This window comes from Polaromonas aquatica (assembly GCF_050626995.1).
GTDB classification, from domain to species: Bacteria; Pseudomonadota; Gammaproteobacteria; order Burkholderiales; family Burkholderiaceae_C; genus Polaromonas; species Polaromonas aquatica_A.
On record NZ_CP192467.1, the window covers coordinates 2753553 to 2776771 of the forward strand.

At 64.7% G+C, this 23219-nt stretch carries 18 protein-coding genes; 7 read left to right on the forward strand and 11 right to left on the reverse strand.

The annotated features are described in order from the left end of the window. Window position 1 precedes the first annotated feature (1 nt). Complete coding sequence (locus ACQ4MS_RS13120; RefSeq protein WP_431095051.1) at window positions 2–757, forward strand: helix-turn-helix domain-containing protein; 756 nt, start codon at window positions 2–4, stop codon at window positions 755–757. Here the strand turns inward: ACQ4MS_RS13120 and ACQ4MS_RS13125 are convergent. Then, on the reverse strand, window positions 751–1854 hold the full coding sequence (locus tag ACQ4MS_RS13125; RefSeq protein WP_431095052.1) for a fatty acid desaturase: 1104 nt from the start codon (window positions 1852–1854) through the stop codon (window positions 751–753). The two genes, ACQ4MS_RS13120 and ACQ4MS_RS13125, sit on opposite strands and share 7 nt — an antisense overlap. 198 nt (window positions 1855–2052) lie before the next feature. Here ACQ4MS_RS13125 and hemN point away from each other — a divergent pair, with 198 nt between their 5' ends. Further along, the gene (gene hemN, locus ACQ4MS_RS13130; protein ID WP_431095053.1) at window positions 2053–3435 is read left to right on the forward strand and encodes an oxygen-independent coproporphyrinogen III oxidase; all 1383 of its coding nucleotides are present in this window, start codon (window positions 2053–2055) and stop codon (window positions 3433–3435) included. Window positions 3436–3459: 24 nt separating this feature from the next. Beyond that, window positions 3460–4140 carry a sulfite exporter TauE/SafE family protein gene (locus ACQ4MS_RS13135; RefSeq protein ID WP_431095054.1) on the forward strand — a complete coding sequence of 227 codons (681 nt, stop codon included), beginning with the start codon at window positions 3460–3462 and terminating at the stop codon, window positions 4138–4140. A gap of 80 nt (window positions 4141–4220) precedes the next feature. On the opposite strand, the gene ACQ4MS_RS13140 is transcribed toward ACQ4MS_RS13135, so the two are convergent. Then, window positions 4221–8507, reverse strand: coding sequence for an Lhr family helicase (locus tag ACQ4MS_RS13140; protein WP_431095055.1), 4287 nt, complete (start codon window positions 8505–8507; stop codon window positions 4221–4223). 282 nt (window positions 8508–8789) lie between these two features. Further along, on the reverse strand, window positions 8790–9074 hold the full coding sequence (locus ACQ4MS_RS13145; protein WP_431095056.1) for a hypothetical protein: 285 nt from the start codon (window positions 9072–9074) through the stop codon (window positions 8790–8792). A gap of 258 nt (window positions 9075–9332) precedes the next feature. On the opposite strand from ACQ4MS_RS13145, the gene ACQ4MS_RS13150 reads away from it, so the two are divergent. Then, window positions 9333–10178, forward strand: a complete 846-nt coding sequence (locus ACQ4MS_RS13150) for a YhjD/YihY/BrkB family envelope integrity protein (RefSeq protein ID WP_431095057.1) — start codon at window positions 9333–9335, stop codon at window positions 10176–10178. Between the two features lie 39 nt (window positions 10179–10217). Here ACQ4MS_RS13150 and ACQ4MS_RS13155 read toward each other — a convergent pair whose 3' ends face one another. Beyond that, window positions 10218–10664 carry a VOC family protein gene (locus ACQ4MS_RS13155; protein ID WP_431095058.1) on the reverse strand — a complete coding sequence of 149 codons (447 nt, stop codon included), beginning with the start codon at window positions 10662–10664 and terminating at the stop codon, window positions 10218–10220. 130 nt (window positions 10665–10794) lie between these two features. Here ACQ4MS_RS13155 and ACQ4MS_RS13160 point away from each other — a divergent pair, with 130 nt between their 5' ends. The 3 genes from ACQ4MS_RS13160 (at window position 10795) to ACQ4MS_RS13170 (ending at window position 15290) form a co-directional block, all read left to right on the forward strand. After that, window positions 10795–11700, forward strand: coding sequence for a LysR substrate-binding domain-containing protein (locus tag ACQ4MS_RS13160; RefSeq protein ID WP_431095059.1), 906 nt, complete (start codon window positions 10795–10797; stop codon window positions 11698–11700). 390 nt (window positions 11701–12090) lie between these two features. Beyond that, window positions 12091–13962, forward strand: coding sequence for a hypothetical protein (locus ACQ4MS_RS13165; protein ID WP_431095060.1), 1872 nt, complete (start codon window positions 12091–12093; stop codon window positions 13960–13962). Between the two features lie 74 nt (window positions 13963–14036). Then, window positions 14037–15290 (forward strand): ABC transporter substrate-binding protein, encoded by a 1254-nt coding sequence (locus ACQ4MS_RS13170; protein ID WP_431095061.1) that lies wholly within the window; start codon window positions 14037–14039, stop codon window positions 15288–15290. Window positions 15291–15576: 286 nt separating this feature from the next. Here ACQ4MS_RS13170 and ACQ4MS_RS13175 read toward each other — a convergent pair whose 3' ends face one another. From ACQ4MS_RS13175 to ACQ4MS_RS13205, 7 genes are all read right to left on the reverse strand, one after another. Then, window positions 15577–15972, reverse strand: coding sequence for a hypothetical protein (locus tag ACQ4MS_RS13175; protein WP_431095062.1), 396 nt, complete (start codon window positions 15970–15972; stop codon window positions 15577–15579). After that, window positions 15972–16799, reverse strand: coding sequence for a hypothetical protein (locus ACQ4MS_RS13180; RefSeq protein WP_431095063.1), 828 nt, complete (start codon window positions 16797–16799; stop codon window positions 15972–15974). Before ACQ4MS_RS13180 ends, ACQ4MS_RS13175 begins: the two co-directional genes overlap by 1 nt. Before the next feature lie 113 nt (window positions 16800–16912). Further along, window positions 16913–18052 carry a C45 family autoproteolytic acyltransferase/hydolase gene (locus ACQ4MS_RS13185; RefSeq protein ID WP_431095064.1) on the reverse strand — a complete coding sequence of 380 codons (1140 nt, stop codon included), beginning with the start codon at window positions 18050–18052 and terminating at the stop codon, window positions 16913–16915. 130 nt (window positions 18053–18182) lie between these two features. Continuing rightward, a complete protein-coding gene (locus ACQ4MS_RS13190) occupies window positions 18183–19742 on the reverse strand; it encodes an ABC transporter substrate-binding protein (RefSeq protein WP_431095065.1) in 1560 nt (519 codons plus the stop codon). A gap of 17 nt (window positions 19743–19759) precedes the next feature. Further along, window positions 19760–21439 (reverse strand): ABC transporter ATP-binding protein, encoded by a 1680-nt coding sequence (locus ACQ4MS_RS13195; RefSeq protein WP_431095066.1) that lies wholly within the window; start codon window positions 21437–21439, stop codon window positions 19760–19762. Continuing rightward, entirely contained in the window at window positions 21436–22257 is an 822-nt protein-coding gene (locus tag ACQ4MS_RS13200) for an ABC transporter permease (protein WP_431095067.1), read from the reverse strand. Before ACQ4MS_RS13200 ends, ACQ4MS_RS13195 begins: the two co-directional genes overlap by 4 nt. Continuing rightward, window positions 22254–23198 carry an ABC transporter permease gene (locus ACQ4MS_RS13205; RefSeq protein ID WP_431095068.1) on the reverse strand — a complete coding sequence of 315 codons (945 nt, stop codon included), beginning with the start codon at window positions 23196–23198 and terminating at the stop codon, window positions 22254–22256. Before ACQ4MS_RS13205 ends, ACQ4MS_RS13200 begins: the two co-directional genes overlap by 4 nt. Window positions 23199–23219: the final 21 nt, after the last annotated feature.

Consider the following 23219-nt stretch of genomic DNA (forward strand, 5'->3'; position numbering starts at 1 on the left):
CATGACCCCAGCCTGTTCATCCGCCGCCCATTCACCCGCCGCCGCCATCCCGCCGCTGAAGACGCGCTGCTCGAACTGCAACCTGCGCGACATCTGCCTGCCTTGCGGCATGACGCCCGCCGACGTAAACGGACTGGACGGGCTCGGTTTCAACCGCAGCAAGGTCAAGGCGGGCGAGGCGCTCTACCACGAGGGCCAGCCCTTTCGCAACATCTACGCGGTGCGCATGGGCACCTTCAAGTCCAGCCTGACACTGGCCGACGGGCGCGAGCAGGTCAGCGGATTCCAGATGGCCGGTGAACTGATGGGCCTGGACGGCATCGCCAACGGCGCCTATGCCAGCAACTCCACCGCGCTGGAAGACACCGAAGTCTGCGCCATTCCCTACGACCAGATCAGCGGCCTGGCCGCCACCAGCACCGACCTGCAGCAAGCCGTCAGCCGTTTGATGAGCCGGGAAATCGTCAGGGAACACAGTTTGATGATGCTGCTGGGCAGCATGAATGCCGAAGAGCGCCTGGCCGCCTTCCTGCTCAACCTGTCGCAGCGGCTCAAGCTGCGCGGCTATGCGGCCGGCGAATTCCACCTGCGCATGTCGCGCGCCGAGATCGGCAGCTACCTGGGCATGAAACTGGAAACCGTGAGCCGCACGTTTTCCGCGTTCCAGCAGCAGGGCATCCTCGAGGTCGACAAACGCCATATCCGCATCGTCGACCACGCGGCGCTCAAGCGCGTCTTCGACACGCGGGTTCACTGAACGTTTGCCGGCTCGGAGCTTGGGTTTCCCGAGAAATCCGTCCACTGCCGCCGTTCGAAGTCATACAGCTTGCAGCGGCGCGCGGTGTCAAAGTACCAGCGCCATGAAAACGGCTGCACCACGATGTGCCCAGGCAGCCTGGCTTCCAGCATGGCCTGTGCCTGCTTCAGCCGGTACAGCGGCACGCCCATGTCCACGTGGTGGGCGGTGTGCTCCATGATGTGGTGCAGCGCCGCGCCAAAAAACGAGTTGAAGCTCAGGTGCACGGTGGTCGAGACAAAAGGGTTGGCGTCTGACCAACTCTTTTTGTTGTCGTACCAAGCGATGCGGGTGTGCGTGTGGTGCACGTAGACCACAAAACCCATGAGGGCGTTCCACACCAGCAGCGGCAGGAAAAATCCGACAGCCAGAAGCCAGGGCGCCGATTGGCCGGTCGCCGATGCTGCGGCAAGCAGTCCGCCGACCCAGGCCGCGGCCGCCGCGCTGACCAGCAGGCTGTCGGCCACAAAAATGCCGCGCCGCGTGGGCATCACCGCCTTGGATGGGAAATACAGCCGCTTCCACCAGATCTCCAGCAGGTAATAAAGCCATGGCGCCCAGCCGCTGCGGTAGGCGCGCTCCAGCCATTGCCGCCAGGCGGGCATGCGTTCGTAGGCTTGCAAAGTCGACGGCTGCCAGACGAAATCAAAGCCGCTGAGGTTGGTGTAGCCGTGGTGCACGATGTTGTGCCCGACATCCCACAGGCTGTAGGGCGTGAGTGAGGGCAGGAACAGCAGCCGGCCCAGCCAGCGGTTGAGCTTGCGGTGCGGCGTGAAGCTCTGGTGGCAGGCGTCGTGGCCCAGGATGAACAGCCTGGCGATCATGAACCCGGCGAGCACGGACATGAGCACTTGCACGGCGGAATGGCGCGCGAGCATCGCCCCGGCCATGCAGGCGGCGAGCAGGGCAAGGTCCATCAGCGCCAGCGGCAGGGCGATGCCGGTGTTTTTGGCCGAGATGGGAAGAAGCCAGGAACGGAGAGTTTTCCGGTGGGGAAGGGGCGCTGCTGCGCTTGCCGGTGTTGTGGGGATTGCTTGGGTTGCTTGAGCGATGGACATGAGGGATGAAGGTTGGCGCCGGAGCCCTTGAACCCAGGGCGATAGCGAAGCCGCCAGCTTACGGCGCACCCCTTCCCGCGATTTGACGCAGGTCAAGCACAAGGCAAACACAGCTACCTAGCGCCCCCGTTGATCCATATCAACGCGGCCGGGGCGGCGGGGCGGCACAGTGGAGGACTCACATTTCTCCACCATTCCATGCCCGCTGTATTACCCCAGGCCCTCAAGCGCTTCGACATCTCCGGGCCGCGCTATACCTCCTTCCCCACAGCGGACCGCTTTGTCGAGGCCTTTAGTGCGGGCGACCACGGCCGCGCGCTGGACGACAGGCGTTCCCGGGCCGACGCGTCGGCTGCGCCGCTGTCGCTGTACGTGCACATTCCTTTTTGCGAATCGCTGTGCTATTACTGCGCGTGCAACAAGATCATCACGAAGCAGCACAGCCGCGCCGCGGCCTACCTGGGCTACCTGGAGCGCGAAGTGGCCCTGTACACGGCGCGCCTGGGCCCCGGCCAGCCCGTCAGCCAGCTGCACCTTGGCGGGGGCACGCCGACTTTCCTGTCCGACGCGGAGCTCGCACAACTGATGGATATGCTCAGGCGCAACTTCGACATCGTCGCCGGCGCGGAGATGTCCATCGAGGTGGATCCGCGCACCGTGGACCAGCAACGTCTGGCCGCGCTGGCAACCCTGGGCTTTAACCGCCTGAGCTTCGGAGTACAGGATTTTGATGCCGATGTGCAGAAGGCCGTGCACCGCGTCCAGCCGGCGGAGCAGGTGTTCGCGCTGGTCGCGCAGGCGCGCGCGCTCGGCTTTGAATCCATCAATGTGGACCTGATCTACGGCCTGCCGCGGCAGACGCAGACGTCTTTTGCGCGCACCATCCGCCAGATCGAGGATCTCAGGCCGGACCGCATCGCCCTCTACGCCTATGCGCATCTGCCGGAACGCTTCAAGCCGCAGCGGCATATCGCGCCGGCGTTGCTGCCTGCGGCCGTGGACAAGGCCGCCATGCTGGCCGAAGCCATGCAGCGCTTCCAGGGTGCGGGCTACCGCTACATCGGCATGGACCATTTCGCGCTGGAGAACGATGCGCTGGCCGTGGCCTGCCGCGAGGGCCGGCTGCACCGTAACTTCCAGGGCTACAGCACCCAGCCCGATCGCGACCTGATCGGCCTGGGCGTGTCAGCCATAGGCGCAGTCGGCGCCAGCTACAGCCAGAACGCCAAGACGCTGGAGGAATACTGCGACCTGCTGGACCAGGGGCGTTTCCCGGTCACACGCGGCCTGGCGCTGAGTCGGGACGACCTGGCGCGCCGCGCGGTGATCATGGCCATCATGTGTCAGGGCCAGGTGTGGTTTGAATCAATAGAACTCGCCTGGATGCTGGACTTCAAGGCTTACTTCGCGGCGGAACTGGAGCGCCTGCGCGAACTGGAAAGCGCCGGCCTTGTCGTACTTTCGGGAGCCGGCATCGAGGTGACGCCTGAAGGCCGGTTCGTGTTGCGCGCGGTCGCCATGGTATTTGACCGTTACCTGCAGTCCGACCTCAACCGCAGTCGTTTCTCGCGAATCATCTAGGTTTTCTCAGGCCACCCCGACAGCATGACTTATGCACTTGCTACAACGGCCCTGTTGATGGGCCTGGCCGGAGGGCCGCATTGCGCCGTGATGTGCGGCGCGGCCTGCGGCGGTCTGGCGCGAATCGGTGGCCGGCAGCAGGCGCATTCGCCGCTGCTCTTCCAGGCCGGTCGGTTGGCCGGCTATTCCATCGCGGGGGCAGCCGCCGCGGCTGCGGTACAAAGTTTTGCATGGATGACGCAGCAGGCGGCCCTATTCCGGCCCATCTGGATGCTGTTTCACCTGGCTGTCCTTGGCTGGGGCTTGATGCTGCTGGTGAAGGCGAGCCAGCCGGCCTGGGCGGATACGGCGGGACGTTCGGCTTGGTCAAGAATTGGCGCCCTGGCGACATCGCGAGGTGGCATGTTCTCGGCCGGTGCGCTCTGGGCTTTTATGCCCTGCAGTCTGCTGTATTCAGCGCTGCTGGTGGCGTCCCTGAGCGGTGGAGTGCTGCAGGGAGCGCTCGTCATGGCGGCTTTTGCGACAGGTAGCGCCGTTTCCTTGCTGCTCGCACCGCGGCTGCTGGCCGGGGTGCGGAAAATCGGAAACGGTTGGGGCGGGCTGTTGGGCGTGCGGTTGGCTGGAGTGGTGCTGATACTGTCAGCGTTGTTCGGTTTATGGGGCGATATGGCGCACCGCCTGGCCCAATGGTGTGGTCTTGCCTGATGGTGCCTTTGCCAGCCGGGTGGCGATTACGGTGGCGTGGGTGCATTGCGCGCGGCATGATTTCCCGGCTCAAAAACTCTTTAGCGGCGAATCAGCAGCCTTTTCATTTCCCACTGCGCGCCAGCTTCCAGCTCCCGCAGGTAGCGGACTTCTCCCCCGCACTGCACGGCCACCGGCACGCCGCCTTCGAAGAGCAGGCGGTTGCCGGGCAGGCGGGCCACCTTGTCGCCCGGCGTCAGGATGCCGGCCAGGTTCAGGGGGTCGACGGCCGAGATGGCGACGCGCTCGCCGCCGGGCTCCCTGGCGATCCTGCGCAGGGCTGTGGCGGCTTCCGGCAGCGCGAACTGCTCGCCTGAAAATCCGCTGACAAAACGGCCGCCGCGCACCTCGCCGCGCGCCTCAAGCCGGCGCAGCACGTAAAACAGTTCACGCCACGGCGGCAGCCCGTCCTCGCGTTCGAGCAGCTTGCGGAACACCACGCCGTAGCGGCGCAGCAGCACACGCGCGATGTGCTCCACATGCGGCTCGGCCAGCGCGCCCGGCACGGGCTCTACCGGCCGGGGCCTTCGCGTGAGCGACCAGCGGCCTGCATCCTCCATTGGATCCAGTGCGCCGGGCCTGCGCCGCAGCTTGTTGCGTTTGTCTTCCGGCATCACCAGGGCGCGCAGCCCGGCGAATGAATCGGACGTAGCCAAGCCGTGCGCGACCAGCTCGGCCAGCGCCTGCTCGGCCTGCGTGCCCAGCAGCCGGGCGTCATGCCGCAGGTCTGCAAAAAAGCTGGCCCCATGAGAACGCAACGATTCCAATACCTGGCGTGCCGCGCTGGACAGCACCGGCTCCGCGCCCACCGTGCCATCGGCTGCCGCCGCCGCGCCGGCCGCCTGCTGCCAGTGGGGCAGGGCATCGCGTTCGCACAGCAGCACCGGCGTGCCGCGCACGGGCCCCGACTTGCGGCCTGCCGCGTCGCCGGCATCCACCGGCCGCCACCAGGCCACGCGGCCCACGGCGCAGAGTTTGTCGAGCATGGAGGGCAGGTAATGGCTGACGCGCGCCGCCAGCAGTTCTTCTTCCCAGGCCGCGGCCGGCGCCGCATAACCTTCAAGCTGGCGCAGCACCTCGGCCAGCCCGCCTTCACCTTCGCGGCGCTCGTCGCCTTCACCGGCATCCTCGTCGCTACCCAGCTGGTGCCAGCGGAACAGGAAACGCATGAACTGCGCCGGCGGCACCGGCTGGAACTCGGCGCGCAGCTTCTCGCGTGTGCCGCGGTGTATGCGCGCCAGCAGGCGGCGGTCACACCACTCCTGCGTGCCGGCGGCGGTGAAGGTGCCGCGCATCACCGCACCTTCGGCTTCGAGTTGCAGCAAGGCCGGCAGCACAACGTCAGCGTCCATGTCAAGTGGTGCGCCCAGCGCTTGAGCTGTCACGGGGCCGAGCAGGTCCAGGCGCCCGCGCAGGATCTCGCGCAGCGCTGCATCGGCTTCGGGTTTTATGCCAGACGTCGGGGCTATGGCCGGGGACAGCACCGCATCGGGGAAGACGGCGCGGAACTCATGCAGGCGTTCCGCCGCGACGTAAATCCCTGCGCCCGCGGGCAGGCTGAGCCGGCCTATGCGCTGCTGCTGTGCAAGTGATGCAATGAATTCGGGGAAGGGTACTTCATCGGTGGTGAGGAAGCCATGCACCACCAGCGCGTCGTGCAGTTCGTCGGCGCTGCGGATGTCGGGCCTGGCGTCCTCGCAGACTTGCGCGATCACCTGCGGGTCCAGCTTGCCCAGGTCTTCCGCGGTCTGCGGGTCCATCAGCGGCCGGGTGCTGACCGCCTTGGTGCGCCGCTCCTCGGCCTCGCCGCCGTCCAGGAAGGCATAGGGTTTGGCGTTCAGGATGGCATGCGCCAGCGGCGAGGGCGAGGCCAGGTCGCGCGTGCTGATGCGCACCTCGTCGGCCTCGATGCCGGCCAGCAGCCGCACAAAACCGTCGGCGTCCATGGTCTCGTTCAGGCAGTCGTGCAGCGTCTGCGCCACCAGCGGGTGTTCGGGAATCTCGCGCTCGCCCACCAGGTTCTCGGCGCAGGCGAGCTGGTCCGGGAACACCACCGTCAGCAGGTCTTCCGCGTCGGAGCGCTGGAACTGCGGCGGCACCTTGCGGCCGCCGTTCATGCGGCGCACCGCGAGCGAGGCGGTGGCGTTCCAGCGCCAGCGCGTGCCGAACATGGGCGCGTCCAGCAGCGCCTGCACCAGCACCTCGCGCGCGCTGGCCGTCTTCAGGTAATGCCGCAGTTCATCGAGCGCGAAGCTGTGCGTGGGCCCCAGCGACAGCACGATGCTGTCCTCCAGCGCGCTGGCCTGCAGCTCGAAGTTGAACTTGCGGCACATGCGTTTGCGCAGCGCCAGGCCCCAGGCTTTGTTGATGCGCGAGCCGTAGGGCGAGTGGATCACCAGGTGTGTGTCGCCCACCTCGTCGAAGAAGCGCTCGAACACGATGTGCCGCCGGCTCGGCAGCACGCCGAGTGCGGCCTTCGAGGCCGCCAGGTAGAGCGCGAGCTGCTGCGCCGCTGCGGCCGGCAGCCGCAGGTCTTCGCGCAGCCAGCGCTCGCAGGCCTGCACGCCGTCGTCGAGCAGGGTGTCGGCGGTCTCGCAGATGCGCGACACCGCTTCGCTCAGTTCATCGGTGCGGCCCAGGCTTTCGCCCAGCCAGAAGGGCATGGACGGCGGCTGCCCGCGGGCGTCCTCCACCATCACCTTGCCGGTCTCCACCTTGGCGATACGGTAGGACGCGTTGCCGAGCTGGAAGATGTCGCCCGGCAGGCTTTCGAAGGCGAAGTCCTCGTTGAGCGTGCCCACGCGGTGCCCGTCCGGCAGCAGCACCACCTCGTAATCGAACTGGTCGGGGATCACGCCTGCATTGGTGACGGCCGCCATGCGCGCGCCGCGGCGTGCGCGCAGCACGCGGTTGACGGCGTCGTAATGCAGGTAGGCGCCGCGCCGGCCCCGGCGCGTGCTGTAGCCGTCGGCCAGCATCTGCACCACCTGTTCGAACTCGCGCAGCGTGAGCTCGCGGTAAGGTTGCGCGCGCCGCAGGCATTCGTAGAGCGCGTCCAGCGGCCATTCGCGGCAGGCGGTCTCGGCGATGATGTGCTGCGCCAGCGCGTCCAGCGGCTTGGCCGGCACGCGGATGCGGTCCAGCTCCCCGCGGTCCACCGCGGCCAGCAGGGCGGTGCATTCCAGCAGGTCGTCGAGCGCCAGCGGGAACAGCCGCCCCTTGGGGATCGCGCCAATGGCGTGACCGGCACGGCCCACACGCTGCAGCAGGGCATTGATCGCGCGCGGCGAACCGATCTGGCACACCAGGTCGATGTCGCCGATGTCGATGCCCAGCTCCAGCGAACTGGTGGCCACCAGCGCCTTGAGTTCACCCTGCTTGAGCCGCTGCTCGGCGTTCAGGCGGTGCTCGCGCGCCAGGCTGCCGTGGTGCGCGGTCACGTGCTCCTCGCCTAGACGCTCGGCCAGGTGGCGCGCTACCCGTTCCGCGATGCGGCGCTGGTTCACGAAGATCAGCGTGGTGCGGTGCTGGGCCACCAACTCGGTGAGCCGGTCGTAGAGTTCGTCCCAGACCTCGATCGGCATCACCGCGGTCAGCGGCGAGCGCGGCATCTCGATCGCCAGGTCGCGCTCGCGCACGTGGCCGGCGTCAATGATTTTTACGGGCTCACTGCGTTGGCCGATCAAGAAACGCGCCATCTCATCGAGTGGTTTCACGGTGGCCGACAGGCCTATGCGCACCGGGGGTTTTTCGCTCAGCGCCTCCAGCCGTTCCAGCGAGAGCATCAGGTGCGAGCCGCGCTTGACGCCGGCCACCGCATGCAGCTCGTCGACGATCACGCTTTTCACCGACTTCAGCATTGCGCGGCCCGAGTCGGAGCTAAGCAGGATATACAGCGACTCCGGCGTGGTCACCAAAATATGCGGCGGCGTGCGGCGCATGCGTTCGCGCTCGGCTGTCGGCGTGTCGCCCGTGCGCACCGCCGCGCGTATGCCGGGGTCGGGCAACCCCATTGCGGCCAGCGCGGCCTGGATGCCGGCCAAGGGCTCCTCCAGGTTCTTGCGGATGTCGTTGGAGAGTGCTTTCAGCGGCGAGACGTAGAGCACATGGACTTCGTCGGAAAGTCCTTTGTCCAGCCCTTCGCGTACCAGCTCGTCAATTGCCGACAGGAAGGCCGCCAGCGTCTTGCCAGAGCCCGTGGGCGCGGCGATCAACGCATGGCGGCGCTGCGAGGTCACGGCCCACGCCTGGGCCTGGACCTCGGTGGCGCGGCCGAACCGGCCTTCTAGCCAGGCGGAAACAGCCGGGTGGAACGGTAAGTGGGACACCTCCTTATTTTCGTGGTTTTTGATGTGGCACAAGGCGGGGTTTTGCATAGTCCCGCCACGACGAAAGGGAACCCCGGTTGCGTCGCGGCGCGCCCGCACAAACATGGCGCCGGCAGGTCCCCCTCCCGGCATGCGGGTATCGTGCCCCTTCTTCAAAAAGCGGTGAGCTGGACCAGCCTGCCACCCATTGGGAAAGAAGCTGCAGCGTGTATTCCCGCTCCGTCGGTCTGGGAGACGCTGGTATCCTGAGGCAAATCCCCAGCCTCCCTGTTGCCAATGGACTCACCCAAACTCAAAGTCGGCCAACCGATCACGCCCGAGCAGTTCGACGAACTCACCGACGCTCAGCTGGCCCGGCTCCTTCCCAAGGCGTACCGGGAGTTCTTTCCTGGAAAAGACTTCTGTGCCGATGGATATTTTTATCTCCACGACGGAACCGCGTGGAGTTTCTACCGGGGTGATTTTCTCGACGAGTAGTGCAAATGCCAGCAGGCGCGCTGCGCGCGAGTCCGGGTTGAGCCGCCGGAATAGCCGGCCGATCACCCGTATCAATTCATCACTATTCATCCCTATTGGGTCAAGCCAGGCCTTACGATTGGGGGTTATGAAAACAACCTACATCCTTGGCGCCATCCTGGCCTGCAGCGTAATTGGAACCTTGGTCGGAGCTCGCGCAGCAAAGACCGCGTTCCTGGTGCTATCGGGAATACTTTCCCTCTACGGCCTGGTTCGTCTGTTGGGTTGAGCCCGGCAAATGCCAACGCTTTTCTTCGGGCTTGAATACGAACCGTGCTGTCCCGGCAGGGGCGAAGATTCATTGCTTCCATGGCCAATACAAGTCGAAACCAGGGCGGCCTGATCGGCCTCATCCTGAGGCGCGGCCGGGAAGAACGCCTCGCCCAGGCAGCGGGTGGGCTCACGTTCACGATGGTGATGTCCATGGTGCCGCTGCTGGCGGTGAGCTTCGCGCTGTTCGCGCGTATCCCGGCCCTGCGCGGGGCCGGGGAAGCGATTCGCGAGCATCTGCTGCGCGGCCTGTTGCCGGCCGACATCGCCAAGACGGTGCTCAAGCACCTGGCGCAGTTCGCGGGCAATGCCGGCGGACTCACCCAGGTGGGCTTTGCGATCCTGCTGATATCGGCCCTGACGCTGCTCCTAAGCGTGGAGAACACGCTCAACAGGATATGGCAGGTGAAAAAACCGCGCACGGTGCTGCGACGGATGGCCCTGTATGTTTCCATGCTGCTCACCGGCCCGGTGATCATCGGCGCGAGCCTGTGGGCTGTGTCCTATCTGGTGGCCGCTTCCAGCGGGCTGATGGGGACGCGGCCCGCCTGGCTTCCGCATGCGCTGAACCTGGGGCCTGCGGTTCTGAGCGCTGCCGGCTTCGCCTGCCTGTTCCGTTTTGTGCCGCACACCGTCGTACGCTGGCGCGATGCGATCGCCGGCGGCCTGCTCGGCGGCATCGCGTTTGAACTGGGTAAATACGGTTTTGCGATTTATCTCGCCAATGTGCCCACCTATCGCACGATCTACGGTGCCTTCGCGCCTTTGCTGGCTTTCCTGGTGTGGGTGTACTACTCGTGGTTTGTCACATTGGCCGCGGCGCTGGTCAGCGCCAGCCTGCCCCGTGCCGGTGCGCAGCCGGCGCGGCGTCTGTCGCGTGCCTAGCCAATCCAGCCTTTCGCTGGTAGCCCTGGGTTCCTGACCTTACTTGGCGAACAACTTGTCAAGCGATGCGAAGGCCTTGAACTCGATGGCGTTGCCCGACGGGTCGAGAAAAAACATGGTGCGTTGCTCGCCGGGCTCACCCTTGAAGCGCACATAGGGCTCGATCACGAACTTCGTTCCGCCTGCCTTCAGCCGCGTGGCGAGCGTTTCCCATTGCTCCAGTGAAAGAATGGCGCCGAAATGGCGCACAGGCACGTTGTGCCCATCGACCGCACTGGTTTCCTTATGTCCGCATTCGTCCGGCGCCAGGTGCGCAACGATCTGGTGGCCATAGAAGTTGAAATCCACCCATTCCGGCGAACTGCGGCCTTCAGCGCACCCGAGCAATTCGCCATAAAACCTGCGCGCTGCGGCGAGGTCGTGGACGGGGAAGGCGAGGTGAAAAGGGGGCATGGTGGCTTGTGGGGTCGTGGTTGCTGTGCTCATCGGGGCCTCGGAGGTGAATATCTGGAGAAAAGGAGAAAAGGAGAAAGGATCTCCCTACTTTAGGATGCTTGGGAGATTCTGAAAAACGATATATATTGAATCTGAGCAGTAATAAAATCGATGAGTTGTCTTGATCACTGAACTGAAAACCTTCATTGCCGTTGTCCGCCACGGCAGCTTTTCTGCCGCCGGCGCCCGGATAGGCCTGACCCAGTCCGCCGTGAGCAGCCAGATCAAGCGGCTTGAGGCGTCCCTCGGATTCGAGCTTTTCGACCGGACGCGGCGGACTGCGGTCCTCAACACCCACGGCAGCCAGACGCTGGCCCGGGCCGAGGAAATCGTGGCGATGTATTCGAGGCTGGGTGACCTGCCGGTGGATGAAGACCTCACCGGCACACTGCGTATCGGCGCGATTGCTTCGGTGCAGTCAGCCCTGCTGCCCAGGGCGCTTGCAGCGATGCGCCGAAAACACCCGAAGCTGCGCCTGAACATCGTCCCTGGGGTTTCCATGCGGCTAATGGATGAACTGGATGCCGGGGAAATCGATGCCGCCATCATGATCCGGCCACCGTTTGGCCTCTTGCCCGAAATGACCTGGCAACCGCTTGTTTCCGAGCCTTTCGTGTTGCTGGTGCCAGAGGACGTCAAGGGGCGCGATTGGCGCCGGATGCTGGCGTCGCACCCCTTCCTGAGGTATGAGCGCACCTCATTTGGCGGGCGGCTGGTGACGCGGTTTTTGCGCGACGAGAACATTACCGTGCAGGAAGCCATTGAACTCGATGAGATCACGGGCTTGATGAATCTGGTTTCCCAAGGCCTCGGTGTGGCACTCGTGCCCATGGCCGAGGCTTGCCTGCCCATTCCGCCATCCGTTCGGGCCGTGGCGCTTGGCGAGCAGACCTTCTACCGCGAAATAGGGCTTCTTCTTCGGGGCAAGAAACAGGGTCCGGCCGTGGTCCAGCAGCTGGCGCAATGCCTGCGTGATGCAGCGAGCGAGGTTAAGCCCTCTCGGCGCCGAGGCACGGCCGCCCGGTAAACACCGGGGGATCTGGATCCCGGCTGACTCGCTGCAGCTTTCCCCTCGGACTTTGGCGTCTGAACAAAGGCGTACACGTTTCGTTTCACTTTCAGCTTTGCCGCGATGCCACTGCGTGAGATCCGTTTAGATGTCTTTGGTTTTATTTTTTGTGATGACAGTCAATAGAAGATAGCAATTCCCGCTACAAAACAGGAGTATTTCTTCGCTCGCATGAAGCAAATTTTTCCGGGTAACAAAGTCCCGAGGCAGTAGCAGTCAGCTTGTCAAAGATAGGGGCCAAGAGTATCTTGTAGTGAAAAGAACTACTGCGGGGAGACTGCTCTGAAGACCCTGACTTTTCGCGCAAGGTCGATTCGCGCCCACCTGTTCTGGACGTACGCCGTTTTGGTGACGGTGCTGGTCATCACGCTCATGTCGCTGGCGGAAATGGCGGCCAGCCGCATCGTCTTTGACGGTGCGCAGCGTGAGCTGGAGCAGTTGGGCCGCCGCACGCAGGAGCAGTTTCTGCGCTTTCAGGAGCCGGCGCGGGCCTGGCTGGAGGCCACCGGGAATGACCCACGCGCCGGCCTTGAAGGAGAGAACGACATTTCCGTGCTGCGCATGCAGATGTCGATGCAAAACCGCTATCCCCAGATCGGCTCGCTGGTATTTGGTTATCCCGACGGCAGTTACCAGCAAAGCATGGTGCTGCGGACCGAGCGCGACCGCGCCTGGGCCAAGTCGCTGCCGGAGGCACGCTATGCGCAGCAGATCATCCGGGTGGATGAACGCGAAAAGCGGGTGGAGGAATGGGTTTTTTACGACCAGCAGATGACCGCCATTGCCAGTGAGCGGCGTCCCTGGGGCAACCGCTATGACCCCCGCAGCAGGCCCTGGTATGAGGGGGCGAGCGAGTTGAACCTGGGGACCTTTCAGGCCACCGATCCCTTTATGCTGCAGCTCCCGGCGGAGTTTGGCATGGCGTTGTCGCGGCCGTTGAGCGGCCCGAAAGGCGGCGTCGCGGCAGCAACGTTCACGGTCGCAGGCCTGTCTGATTTTTTGCATGCGCGGGGTGAGGAAAGCCATGCCGAGCTGATCGTCTTCGACGAACAGGGCCGCATCTGGGGCTGGTCTGACGCAAACCGGCTGCGCCGCCTGCTGGCGTCCGGCAGGCCGGTAAGCCTCACGGCGTTGAATGACCCCCTTTATGCCGCGTTACCGCCGCTGGTGGCGCAAGCGTCCCTGAAAGACACGCCCATCCATTCCGTGGAAGGCGCAGCGGGCCAGCAGTTTGCGGCCGTGGTGATGCCTATTGAGGGTGTCTTCAGCCGCAGGGCTTATGTGGCCCTGGTGTCGGACCAGAATTTGCTGCTGGCGCAGGTAAGAAAAATGCGCTGGATGCTGCTCGGGGTGGGCGTGGCGGGCCTGCTGCTGCTCTTGCCCATGCTTTTCTGGATGGCCAATTTACTGGCCAGGCCGCTGAAGAACCTCGTGCGGACGGCCAGACACATCCGCCAGTTCGAGTTCGACAGCGACATCCCGCAGGACAGCGGTATCGCCGAAGTCCGTCGGCTGCAGGAGTCGCTGGCCCTGGCCAGGATCGCTCTGCAGGGCTTTGCCCGCTATGTGCCGCGGCCGCTGGTGCAGCACTTTATTGCCAACCGCCTGACACCCCAGCTCGGGGCGGAAAAGCGTGAGCTGGCGGTGCTGTGCGCCGCGCTGGACGAGCAGCAGGCAACCGCCGTGACCTGGTCACCCCATGCCGACCAGTACCTGCAAGTACTGGCCGTGGAAGTGGCGCAGGGCAAAGGCATGATGGACCGCTACGAGAGCCGGACTGCGGTTGCCTTGTGGAACACGCCCCTGAATCTTTCAAATCCCGCGGGGCACGCCTGCGATGTGGCGTTGCGGGCGCTGGAAGCCATGCAGACCCTCGCGGAAGGGCGCGATGCGATGGTCGCGCCGCCGCACTTTGGCCTGGACCTGGGCAGCGCCATGGTCGGCAACTTCGGCACCTGGGACCACCTCACATTCACGGCGGTGGGGGCACCGTTGGACCAGGCCCGGGCCCTCGCGCAGCAGGCGCACGCCCTCAACATCCGCATCGCTACCAGCCGCGCGGTGGCTATTGCGGCTGGGCAGTATTTCCGGTTTCGGCTGGCCGCCACGGTGCCGCTGAGCTTGAACGGAGCGCTGCAGGAGGTGTATGAACTGGTGGAGCGGCTGGCGCATGAGAGCGATGCGCACCACAGCAAAGTGAGCATGCCGGCGGCCCTTTAAAGGCTTTGTCGTTTAACCCTCAGTTAGTCCTCAGTTAATCCTCAGTTAACCCCAGGCCGAAAGGAAGGTCCTCCATGACTGGCAGATCGACGCTGACACGCAGGCATTGGCTCCGCGAAACCGCCACCCTGGCCGGCGGCGTGCTTGGCGGTGGATTGGATGGGGTAAGCATCGCCCGTGCCCAGGCGGGCACGCCGCTCACGCCCTTCACGCTTTCTTACGGCTGGGTCCCCCTGGCTGCGGGCAACTCGCCGGTTACCCAATACATGATCGGCAAAAAGCTGTTTGAAAAGCATGCTGCACAGTTCGGCTACGACCTCACGGTGGACTACCGCGGCTATCCTGCTGCCGCCCCGCAGGTCGAGGCCATGGCCCGGAACGACCTTGACATGGCCATGTGGGGCAATACACCGACGCTGCGCGCCCTGGTCGCGCAGCAGCCGTTCAGCCTGGCCTCCGTGGCGGAAGGGCGCCTGCGCTTCCTGCTGTGCACCCGCAAAGACTCGCCCATCCGCAATGTGCAGGATCTCAAGGGCAAGGTGATCGGCACCCTGGTGGGTGCGGACCCCTACAACGCGCTGACGCAGATCCTGCGTTATGAACTTGGCAACCCGGACCCCGCCGCGCACGGAATCCGGATGGTGCACCTGTCGACCTTGCCGGAGGCCGCGCAGGTGCCCAGCGGCGTGGATGCCACCCTGGCCATCTATCCCGCCTTTTTGAAGGCGCAAGGCACGGGCACGGTCGCCATCATGAATTCTTATGGGTACACGGAATCCCATTACGACGGGCCGGCCGGCAAGGGCGCCGGCCTCTTGCTGCCTTCGGTGAAAAACTCGCCCTTTTATCCGGACGGCTACTACCTGCACCGCTCCTTCCGGGTGGTGCACAACAAGCTGGTGGACGAACACCCCAACCTCGTGCTGGCCTTCCTGCTCGCGCAGCAGGAGGCCGTGAGTGTGCTCAGCGAAGCCGACCCCACCACCGTGTCGCAGCTGGTGAAGTCTTATTGGGGCCTCTCACCGGCGGACGGCGCCAAGGTGGTTCGCGACGAGGTGGTGTTCCGCCGCGGCTGGGCCTGGTCGACCGAGGGCGATGCGCTGGCTCTGCTCGCGACGTCCAAAATGATCGCCGGCGCAAAAATCATCCCGCAGCCGCTGAGCTGGACGCAGATCAAAAGCGTGTTCGTCAAAACCGCGCCAATCGCCAAACAGGCCTACGACAGGCTGGGCGCGAAACCCGCGATCGCCGAATTCCAGAGCGCGAAGGCTGGCGACCTGCGCGGCCTGCCGTCATGGGAGATGCAGCGCTGGAAGGACAGGACGTAGCGGTTGCTGCCCGGGCTGCTGATATAGGGTGCTATTAAAAAGATAGCTGCTTGCGCCTATATTTATTGACCTATAGGCCTTTTTGATGCCAAAAAATGGAGGTGCAGGGGCCTTCGCAGCCCCGTAGCCCGCCTTGCATGTCAAACCAGCCTTGAAGAGCTCTTTTCAGGCATCAAAAGTGGCTTCAGCCCAATAAAAATAGGCGCAAGCTGCTATTTAATTGATAGCAAATGCGTTTGATACCTACGCCTGGACCTGCGCCCGGCCGGGTCCGGCACTTGCGCCGTCAATCCCTGCGCTCTTCCCCCGCCGGGTACGCCGGGCGAATCCGCGTCTTTTTCACGATTCCGTCAGGCGTGAACAGAATCACCAGCTCCGGGTTGGTCACCGCAGGCTGCGGCGCCTTTTTCCGGTAGACCCATACTTCCCACCCGCTGTCGAACTTCACGACTGTTGCCACCGGGGCAGCACCCAATGCCGCCGCCACGTCCGCCTTGGTGGACTGCCCGGCCACGATGGCGCCCTGCGCGCTTTCCATCGTCATGGCCGGGTCTCGAAAAGGCGGCGGCGCCTCTTGTGCGCCAAACAATCCCCCCGGCCCCGCACAACCGGCCAGCCACAGGCAGGCGGCCAGCAAGATGCCGGCATGCGGCAGGGTTTGACGCAAGCTCAAGGTGTTCATCACGGCTCGTCCATGTACTCAAACTCCACCAGCGTGTCGTCCGGCCAGCTCCGGTCACCCAGCGGCAACACATAGGTACGGTCCACCAGCACCTCACAGTCGCAATACGGCAGGTCGCTGTTCAGGTTGGGGTCGTCGCTGGCGGCGGCATACAGCTTGTCAATGGAAAGAATCTGCCGCCGCGGGCCATTGACCATGGCCACGCTGAACAGGGGCCGGTCCGCAAAGAAGAGGTACAGCGGCGCCTTCCTGTCGCAATAGGCTGGCGTATCCAGAATCACCCGGGCCAGCCGGCCCACGACGTTGGTGGTGTTCGAGACCAGGCCCGCCTCCATGCCCACCTGGCACTCCAGCCGCAAGTCCCCCAGCCGCCGCGTGTTGGGCGGCAGGCCCGGCGTGCGGATTTCGGTGCGCCACGTCATGGTCTGCGCCTTCCGGTTCGGGATCACCAGCGCGTTTTCGTCAAACGCCTTCTGGTTGCGCTCCAGTGTGAAGGTATGGTCCGGCGCCACCGCCACGCCAAACGCCTCGTTCGTCCCGATGACTTCCATCTCGATGCGGTTCATGTTCGTCTCGCGCTTGCGCGGCAACAGCTTGAAGCGCAGCGATGCGTTGGGCGCCATGGCGGCGCGCTGCTTCTCGAACAGGTCCATGCCGCGGACCATCTTGCGGTAGGACTTTTCGACCGGGTCGCGGTTTGCCTGGGCGGAGACGGTGACTTGCGGCAGCGTGCCGATGCTTTTGTCTTGCGCGGCCGCGTTCATGCCGGCCGAAAAGATGGCCGCCAGGGAAAACCATTTGACAAGAAAACGAGGTGGAACTTTCATGGCCCGGGAGTTCGACGATGGAATCATCGTAGGCCGCACCGGCGCGCCGTGTTGTAGGACTATTCCAGCAGTAGCGCCTGCCTTGGCGGCACTCCTGTTTGGGTGACTGATTCCTAATCGGCGCTTGCCACCAGCCGCGGCTCCGCTGTCAGGCTGTAGCAGGTGAACACGCGGTTCAGCGCCGGCAGGGGCGCGACTTCCATTTCGCCGACGGCGGGCTCCATGATGACCATGGCGACTGTGGCCGACAGGTTGTCGTGGCTGCCGATGCGGGGCGGGCGGCAGACGGAGTAGGGCAGGCCAAAGTTGTCAAAAAACGCGTTCTTCAATTCCTGGCGGCCGAGCTTGTCTTGCTGGTTCAGCAGCTTGCGCACGCGCCAGTCGCGATAGTGGCTATCAGGTGACTGGGATATGCCCAGGTCCACCAGCTTGCTGAGCGCGACCGGACTCATCCAGTGGTTGGCGTGGACGATGAGGTTGTCGGCGCCGGGATAGATCGGAAACGATTCGTTCGTCGTGCATTCAAAATCGATGCCGAAGCCTTGTGACATGCCCAGCATGATGTTGTTGGAGCAGGACTTGGGTGTGGCGGCCACCGCCTTCATGGCCAGCGAAAAAATCTCTTGTTCCAATACCTTGCGGCGTATCAGCGACAGCGGCACGCCCAGTTGCTTGAAGTCGCGGTCCGACTCAAGGTAGTTGGCGGTGATGGACACGCCCGCGCTGTTGAAGCCGCTGCGGGCCAGGCCGCCGGCCTCGACAAAGGTCAAAAAGTCGGGGCCGTTGTCGTTGCGCACGCGCAGCACCACGGAGGTCTCGGCGCACTCGGCGCGCCAGTCCCAGTTCTGCCCGTGCAGCAGGTTGCCGTTGGCGGATCTCTCGGGCAGGATGAGCGCGCCCGTGCAGCCGTCGCCCGGCTCCGCGTCGGCTTGCTTGGACTTCTCGGCGCGCGCCTTGGCCAGCACCTCGGTGCGGGCGTTGATCATCACGATGTCCTGGAAGTCAACACCCGCCCCTTCGGCGATGCCGCGCATCTCGTCGATGTAGTGGGGTGCGAAGTCACCGATTTCCTTGGCGAAGAAATCGATCAGCCGTGCACGGGCCTGCTCGCCGTAGCCCAGGTTGACCAGGGTCTGGCCGTACAGGCGCGCGCTGCCCCGCACGCGGTCGGCGGCTTGGCGGCCGTACTGCAGGCCGCGCTCATGCGGGCTGCCGGAAACCGAGATAAAGGGGAACTGCTCGATGTTTGCCATGCTGTGTTGCTGTGAAGGCGGCAGTAAAAGGTGCCGGGAAGTTAAATGACGGCCGCCGCAAGGCGTGGCTGTCCCTGCCTTGGTGCGCTGCCTGCGCACCAAGGCGATGAAAAAAGGAAACGCAGACCGCTTACTTGGCGGCGAGCTTGGTATTCCAGAGCAGCGGCTTGCCTTCCCACACCGTGAAGCCGGACGCGCGCTTGCGCACGGCCCAGGAGTCGGTCACGTTGTAGAGGATGACCAGCGGCGTCCTGGTGATCATCAACGCGTGCAGTTGGTCGAACAGGGCCTGGCGCTTCTTCGGGTCGGTCTCGGTAAAACTCTGGTCGATCAACTTCTGTGCGGCCGGGTCGTCCCACACCTTGCGCGGCTGCTTGGCCTTGGAGCCCGAGAACTGCTCGTAGCTCAAGGCCGGGTCAAGCCGCGAGGAATAGGTGAAGGAACTCATCTGGTAATTGCCGCTGTTGTAGCGGTCCAGCTGGGTTGCCCATTCGAGCACTTCGATCTGGGCGTTGATGCCCACGGCCTGCATCATGGCCTGGCTCATCACCGCGACCGAGAAGCTGGGTACATGGGCGCGCTTGTTGGCCTGGATCACGATGGGCTGGCCCTTGTAGCCGGCTTCGCGCAGCAGCTGCTTGGCCTTGGCCGGGTCGTGGCGGTAGCCTTTTTTCTGGGCCGCGGTGTAGAAGGCCGAGGTGTCCGGGATGGCCGAGTTGTTCACGCGGGCCAGGCCTTCGGACGCGGCCGCGACAAGCTGGTTCATGTCCAGCGACAGTGCGATGGCCTGGCGAATGCGCTCGTCCTTGAGCAGCGGGTCGTTGTTTTGTATCAGCAGCGTATTCTTGCCGGCATCGACGGCGGCGACCACACTGAGATTTTTGTTGGCCTTGAGTTCCTGCACGTCGGACGAGGTGATCTGGCTGGCGTCGATAGCGCCGGACAGCAGGCCTGCCTTGGAGGTCGACATGTCGGGCACAGTCAGGAACTTCACCTGATCGACCAGCGGTTTCTTGACACCCAGATAGCCATCGGGTTTGGTGCCTGGGGGCGACTGGTAATCGGCGAAGGCACTCAGCGTCACGTACTCGCCGCGCTTCCATTCCTCAAACTTGAAGGGGCCGGTGCCGATGGGCTTGTCCCAGCTGCCGTCTTCCTTGACGGATTTTTTGTGGAGGATGGCCGTCATGCCGCAGTCGGTGCGCGCCAGGTTGTCGAGGAAGACGGCCGAGGGGCGGTCCAGCTGCATGACGACGGTCTGCGCGTCGGGCGCCGTGACCGAGGTCACCTTGACGCCGGAACGGCCGTCGAATTCGCTGAGGCAGCGCCAGTCGGTCTTGGGATCGGTATAACGCTTCCAGCTCCAGAGCACATCGGCCGAGGTCATGGGCTCGCCGTTGTGGAACTTGACGTTGGTGCGCAGCTTGAAGATATACGTCAGGCCATCGGGGCTGGTGACGACGGTGCGCGCCAGCAGCGGGCCGACTGTGCCGTTCTCGTGGTAGGCCACCAGGCCTTCAACCATGTTGAGCATCACGCCGTCGGTGGTGTTGTCGCGATTCACACCCGGGTTGGTCGAGCGGATGTCGGCCGGCTGCGCGACCACGATCTGCGCGGGCGCCTGGGCCTGGGCCGCGGAACAGGCCGCCATGACGGCGGCGCTGAGGAATGTCAATCGCATCGAAAGCATGGGAGGCTCCTTAAAAATCAGGCTGGAAGGGGGTGTACTGGGTTGAACGCGCCGGCCGGCGCATCGGGTTCATCAAAACGCCACTTGAGCTGCATGCCGCCCTGGCCGGTGGGCGTCAGTGCGGGAATCGCCGACAGCAGCTTGCGTGTATAGGCGTGCTGCGGGTGGTCAAAAACTTCGTCGCGGCTGCCTTGCTCGATGATGCGGCCGGCCTGCATCACGATCACGCGGTCGGCGACCTGCTCGACCACACCGAGGTCATGGCTGATGAAAAGGCAGGCGAAGCCGTGGCGCTCCTGCAGCTCGGCCAGCAGTGCCAGCACCTGGGCGCGCACGGTCACGTCAAGGGCAGACACCGGCTCGTCGGCGATCACAAAGGCCGGTTCGCGTATCAGTGCGCGGGCAATCGCCACGCGCTGGCGCTGGCCGCCCGAAAGTTCATGCGCATAACGCGCCGCATGCCGGGGCTCCAGCCCGACTTCGTCCAGCATCCTGGCCACGCGCGTCTGCCGCTCAGCCGATGAGAGGCCGGGCACCAGCCGCAGGCCTTCGCCAACCAGCTGGCCAATGCTCATGCGCGGGTTCAATGAAGAATAAGGATCCTGGAACACCATCTGGCAATTGAGCCGGTAGTCCAGCCAGCCTGCGTCGCTGCGCGCGATCGAATGGCCGCGAAAGCGGATATCGCCTTCGGTGGGTTTGATCAGGCCGGCAATCGCGCGGCCCAGCGTGGTCTTGCCCGAACCGGAGCCACCCACCACCGCGACGACCTCGCGCGGACGCACCACCAGGTCTATGCCGTGCAGCACACGCTTGGCCTCGGTCCTGGCGAACAGCCTGCGCTTGCCGGGATAGTCGAAGACCAGCTTGCGCACTTCGATGACGGGCTGCCCGTCGGCAATCACGCGTGCGGCCTGCCGGCGCGGGATGGCTTCAAGCAGCTTGCGCGTGTAGTCCTGCTTTGGCCCTGCCAGCAGGGAAGCCGTGTCGCCGGCCTCCACGACTTCGCCCTGTTGCATGACGATCATGCGCTGGGTGTAGCGGGCGACCATTGGGAGGTCGTGGCTGATCAGCAGCACGGCGGTGTTGTGCTCACGCGTGAGGCCAACCATGAGCTCCAGCACGTCGCGCTGCACCAGCGCGTCCAGAGCCGTAGTCGGCTCATCGGCGATCAGCAGCGCGGGCTCCAGCAGCATGACCGAGGCCAGCATCATGCGCTGGCGCATGCCGCCTGAAAACTCATGCGGCCAGGCAGCCAGCGCGGCCTGCGGGTCGGTGATGCCGACGCGCGCCAGCATGGCCAGCGCCTTGTCGCGGCGCGCGGTTGGCGAGAGCTCGGGCCGGTGCAAGGCCAGGCCTTCGTCGAGCTGCCGGCCGATCGTCATTGACGGGTTGAGCGAGGTCATGGGCTCCTGGAACACCATGCCAATGCGTGCGCCGCGCAGCTTGCGCAAACGCGCATCGCCGGCCGTTGCCATGTCTTCGCCTTCAAACAGGATGCGGCCCGCGCTGCGCACCAGCGGTGGCGGCGTAAGGCCCATGATGGCGCGCGCCGCCTGGGTCTTGCCGCTGCCGGATTCGCCGACGATGCCGACGATTTCGCCCGGCGCAACGGTGAAGGACACATTGCGCACGATTTCGCGGCCGCCCTTGCCGATGGAAAGGCTTAAGGCCGAGACATCAACCAGCTGTGTCATTCGATGCCCCTCATGCGCGGGTCCAGCAGGTCGCGCACCGCGTCGCCCAGGAAGTTGATGCCCAGCAGCGTGAGCGCAATGCACAGGCCCGGGAAGATGGAAAGATAGGTCGCCTGCGCCATGAAGGGCCGGGCCGCGGCCAGCATATTGCCCCAGGTGGGCGCGGGCGGCGGAACGCCCAGGCCCAGGAAGGAGAGTGAGCTTTCCGCGAGGATCACCCAGCCGAACATGGAGGTGGCCAGCACCGTGAGCGGCGCCACGCAGTTGGGCAGCACGTGGCGGAACATGGTGTAGAGCTCCGAGTTGCCGAGCACGCGCGAGGATTCGATGAACTCCTTTTCGCGCAGCGACAGCACCGTGCCGCGCACGATGCGCGTGACGGAGGGCGTGTAGGCCAGGCCCAGCGCCAGGATGATGCCGTACTTGTTGGCGCCGAAGACCGCCAGCAGCGCCAGCGCCAGCAGCAGGCCGGGGAAGGCCAGCAAGGCGTTGGTGAAGGCCATGATGATGCGGTCGGTCCAGCCGCGCACAAAGCCGGTCAGCACGCCGATCACTGTGCCTGCCGTGATGGAGAACAGTACCGTGAGGAAACTGATCCACACGCTGTTGGAGGCGCCGGCCATCAGGCGCGAAAGCTCGTCGCGGCCGAACTCGTCGGTGCCCAGCCAGTAGGTGGCGCTGGGTGGCTTCAGGCGCGCCAGGAAGTTGATCTTGAGCGGCTCGTGCGGCGTCCAGAAAAAGGCCAGCACGGCGGCGGCGAGGATCAGGCCCACGATGAAGAGGCCGATCAGGGCCTGCGGGGTGAGAAACTTTTTCATTCTGCGAGCACCCTGGGGTCAAAGATCGGATAGCAGAGGTCGATCACCAGGTTGGTGACGACGTAGATCACGGCGACCAGCAGCAGGCAGCCCTGGATGACCGGATAGTCGCGCGCGAAGATCGCGTCGACCAGCAGGCGGCCCAGGCCGGGAATCGTGAACACGGTCTCCACGACGGCCACACCGCCGAGCAGGTTGCCCAGCACCAGGCCGATCAAGGTCCAGGTCGGGCCGAAGGAATTGCGGAACGCGTGGTGCACCAGCACGGCGCGCTCCGACAGGCCTTTGGCGCGCGCGTGGGTGATGTAGTCCAGCCGCAGTACCTCCAGCGTGCTGGCCCTGGCCATGCGGATCAGCACGCCGATCTCGTGCAGGAACAGCGTGAGGATGGGCATCAAGAGGTAAAGCAGGCCGGACTTCCAGTCGCTCATGATGGAGACATAACCGACCACCGGCAACCATTCAAGCTTCAGGCCGAAGAACAGCAGCAGCAACAGTCCCAGCCAGAAGGTCGGGATCGACACCAGCAACGTGGCCGTGCCGACCAGCATCAGGTCGGGCAGGCGGTTTTGTTTCCAGGCGGCGATCATGCCGGCCGGCACCGCGACCAGGGTGGCGAAAAGCACCGCCACCAGCACGATCTGCGCGCTGACCAGGAAGCGGCCCAGCACCAGCCGCAGCACGGGCTCGCCGGTGTTGATGGACACGCCGAGGTCGCCGCCCAGCACGTGGCTGCCCCAGATGCCGAATTGCACCGGCCAGCTTTTATCAAGACCGAGCTGGGCGCGCAGGTCGGCCAGGCGCACCGGGTCGGCGAGGTCGCCAAGCAGCAGCTGGGCCGGATCGCCGGGGATCAGCCGGATCAGCACAAACACCGCGACCGCCACGATCAGCAGGGTCGGTATCGCCATCATCAGGCGGGCCAGCGCGAAACGTAGCATGGTGGGGCTTTCAGGGCTGGG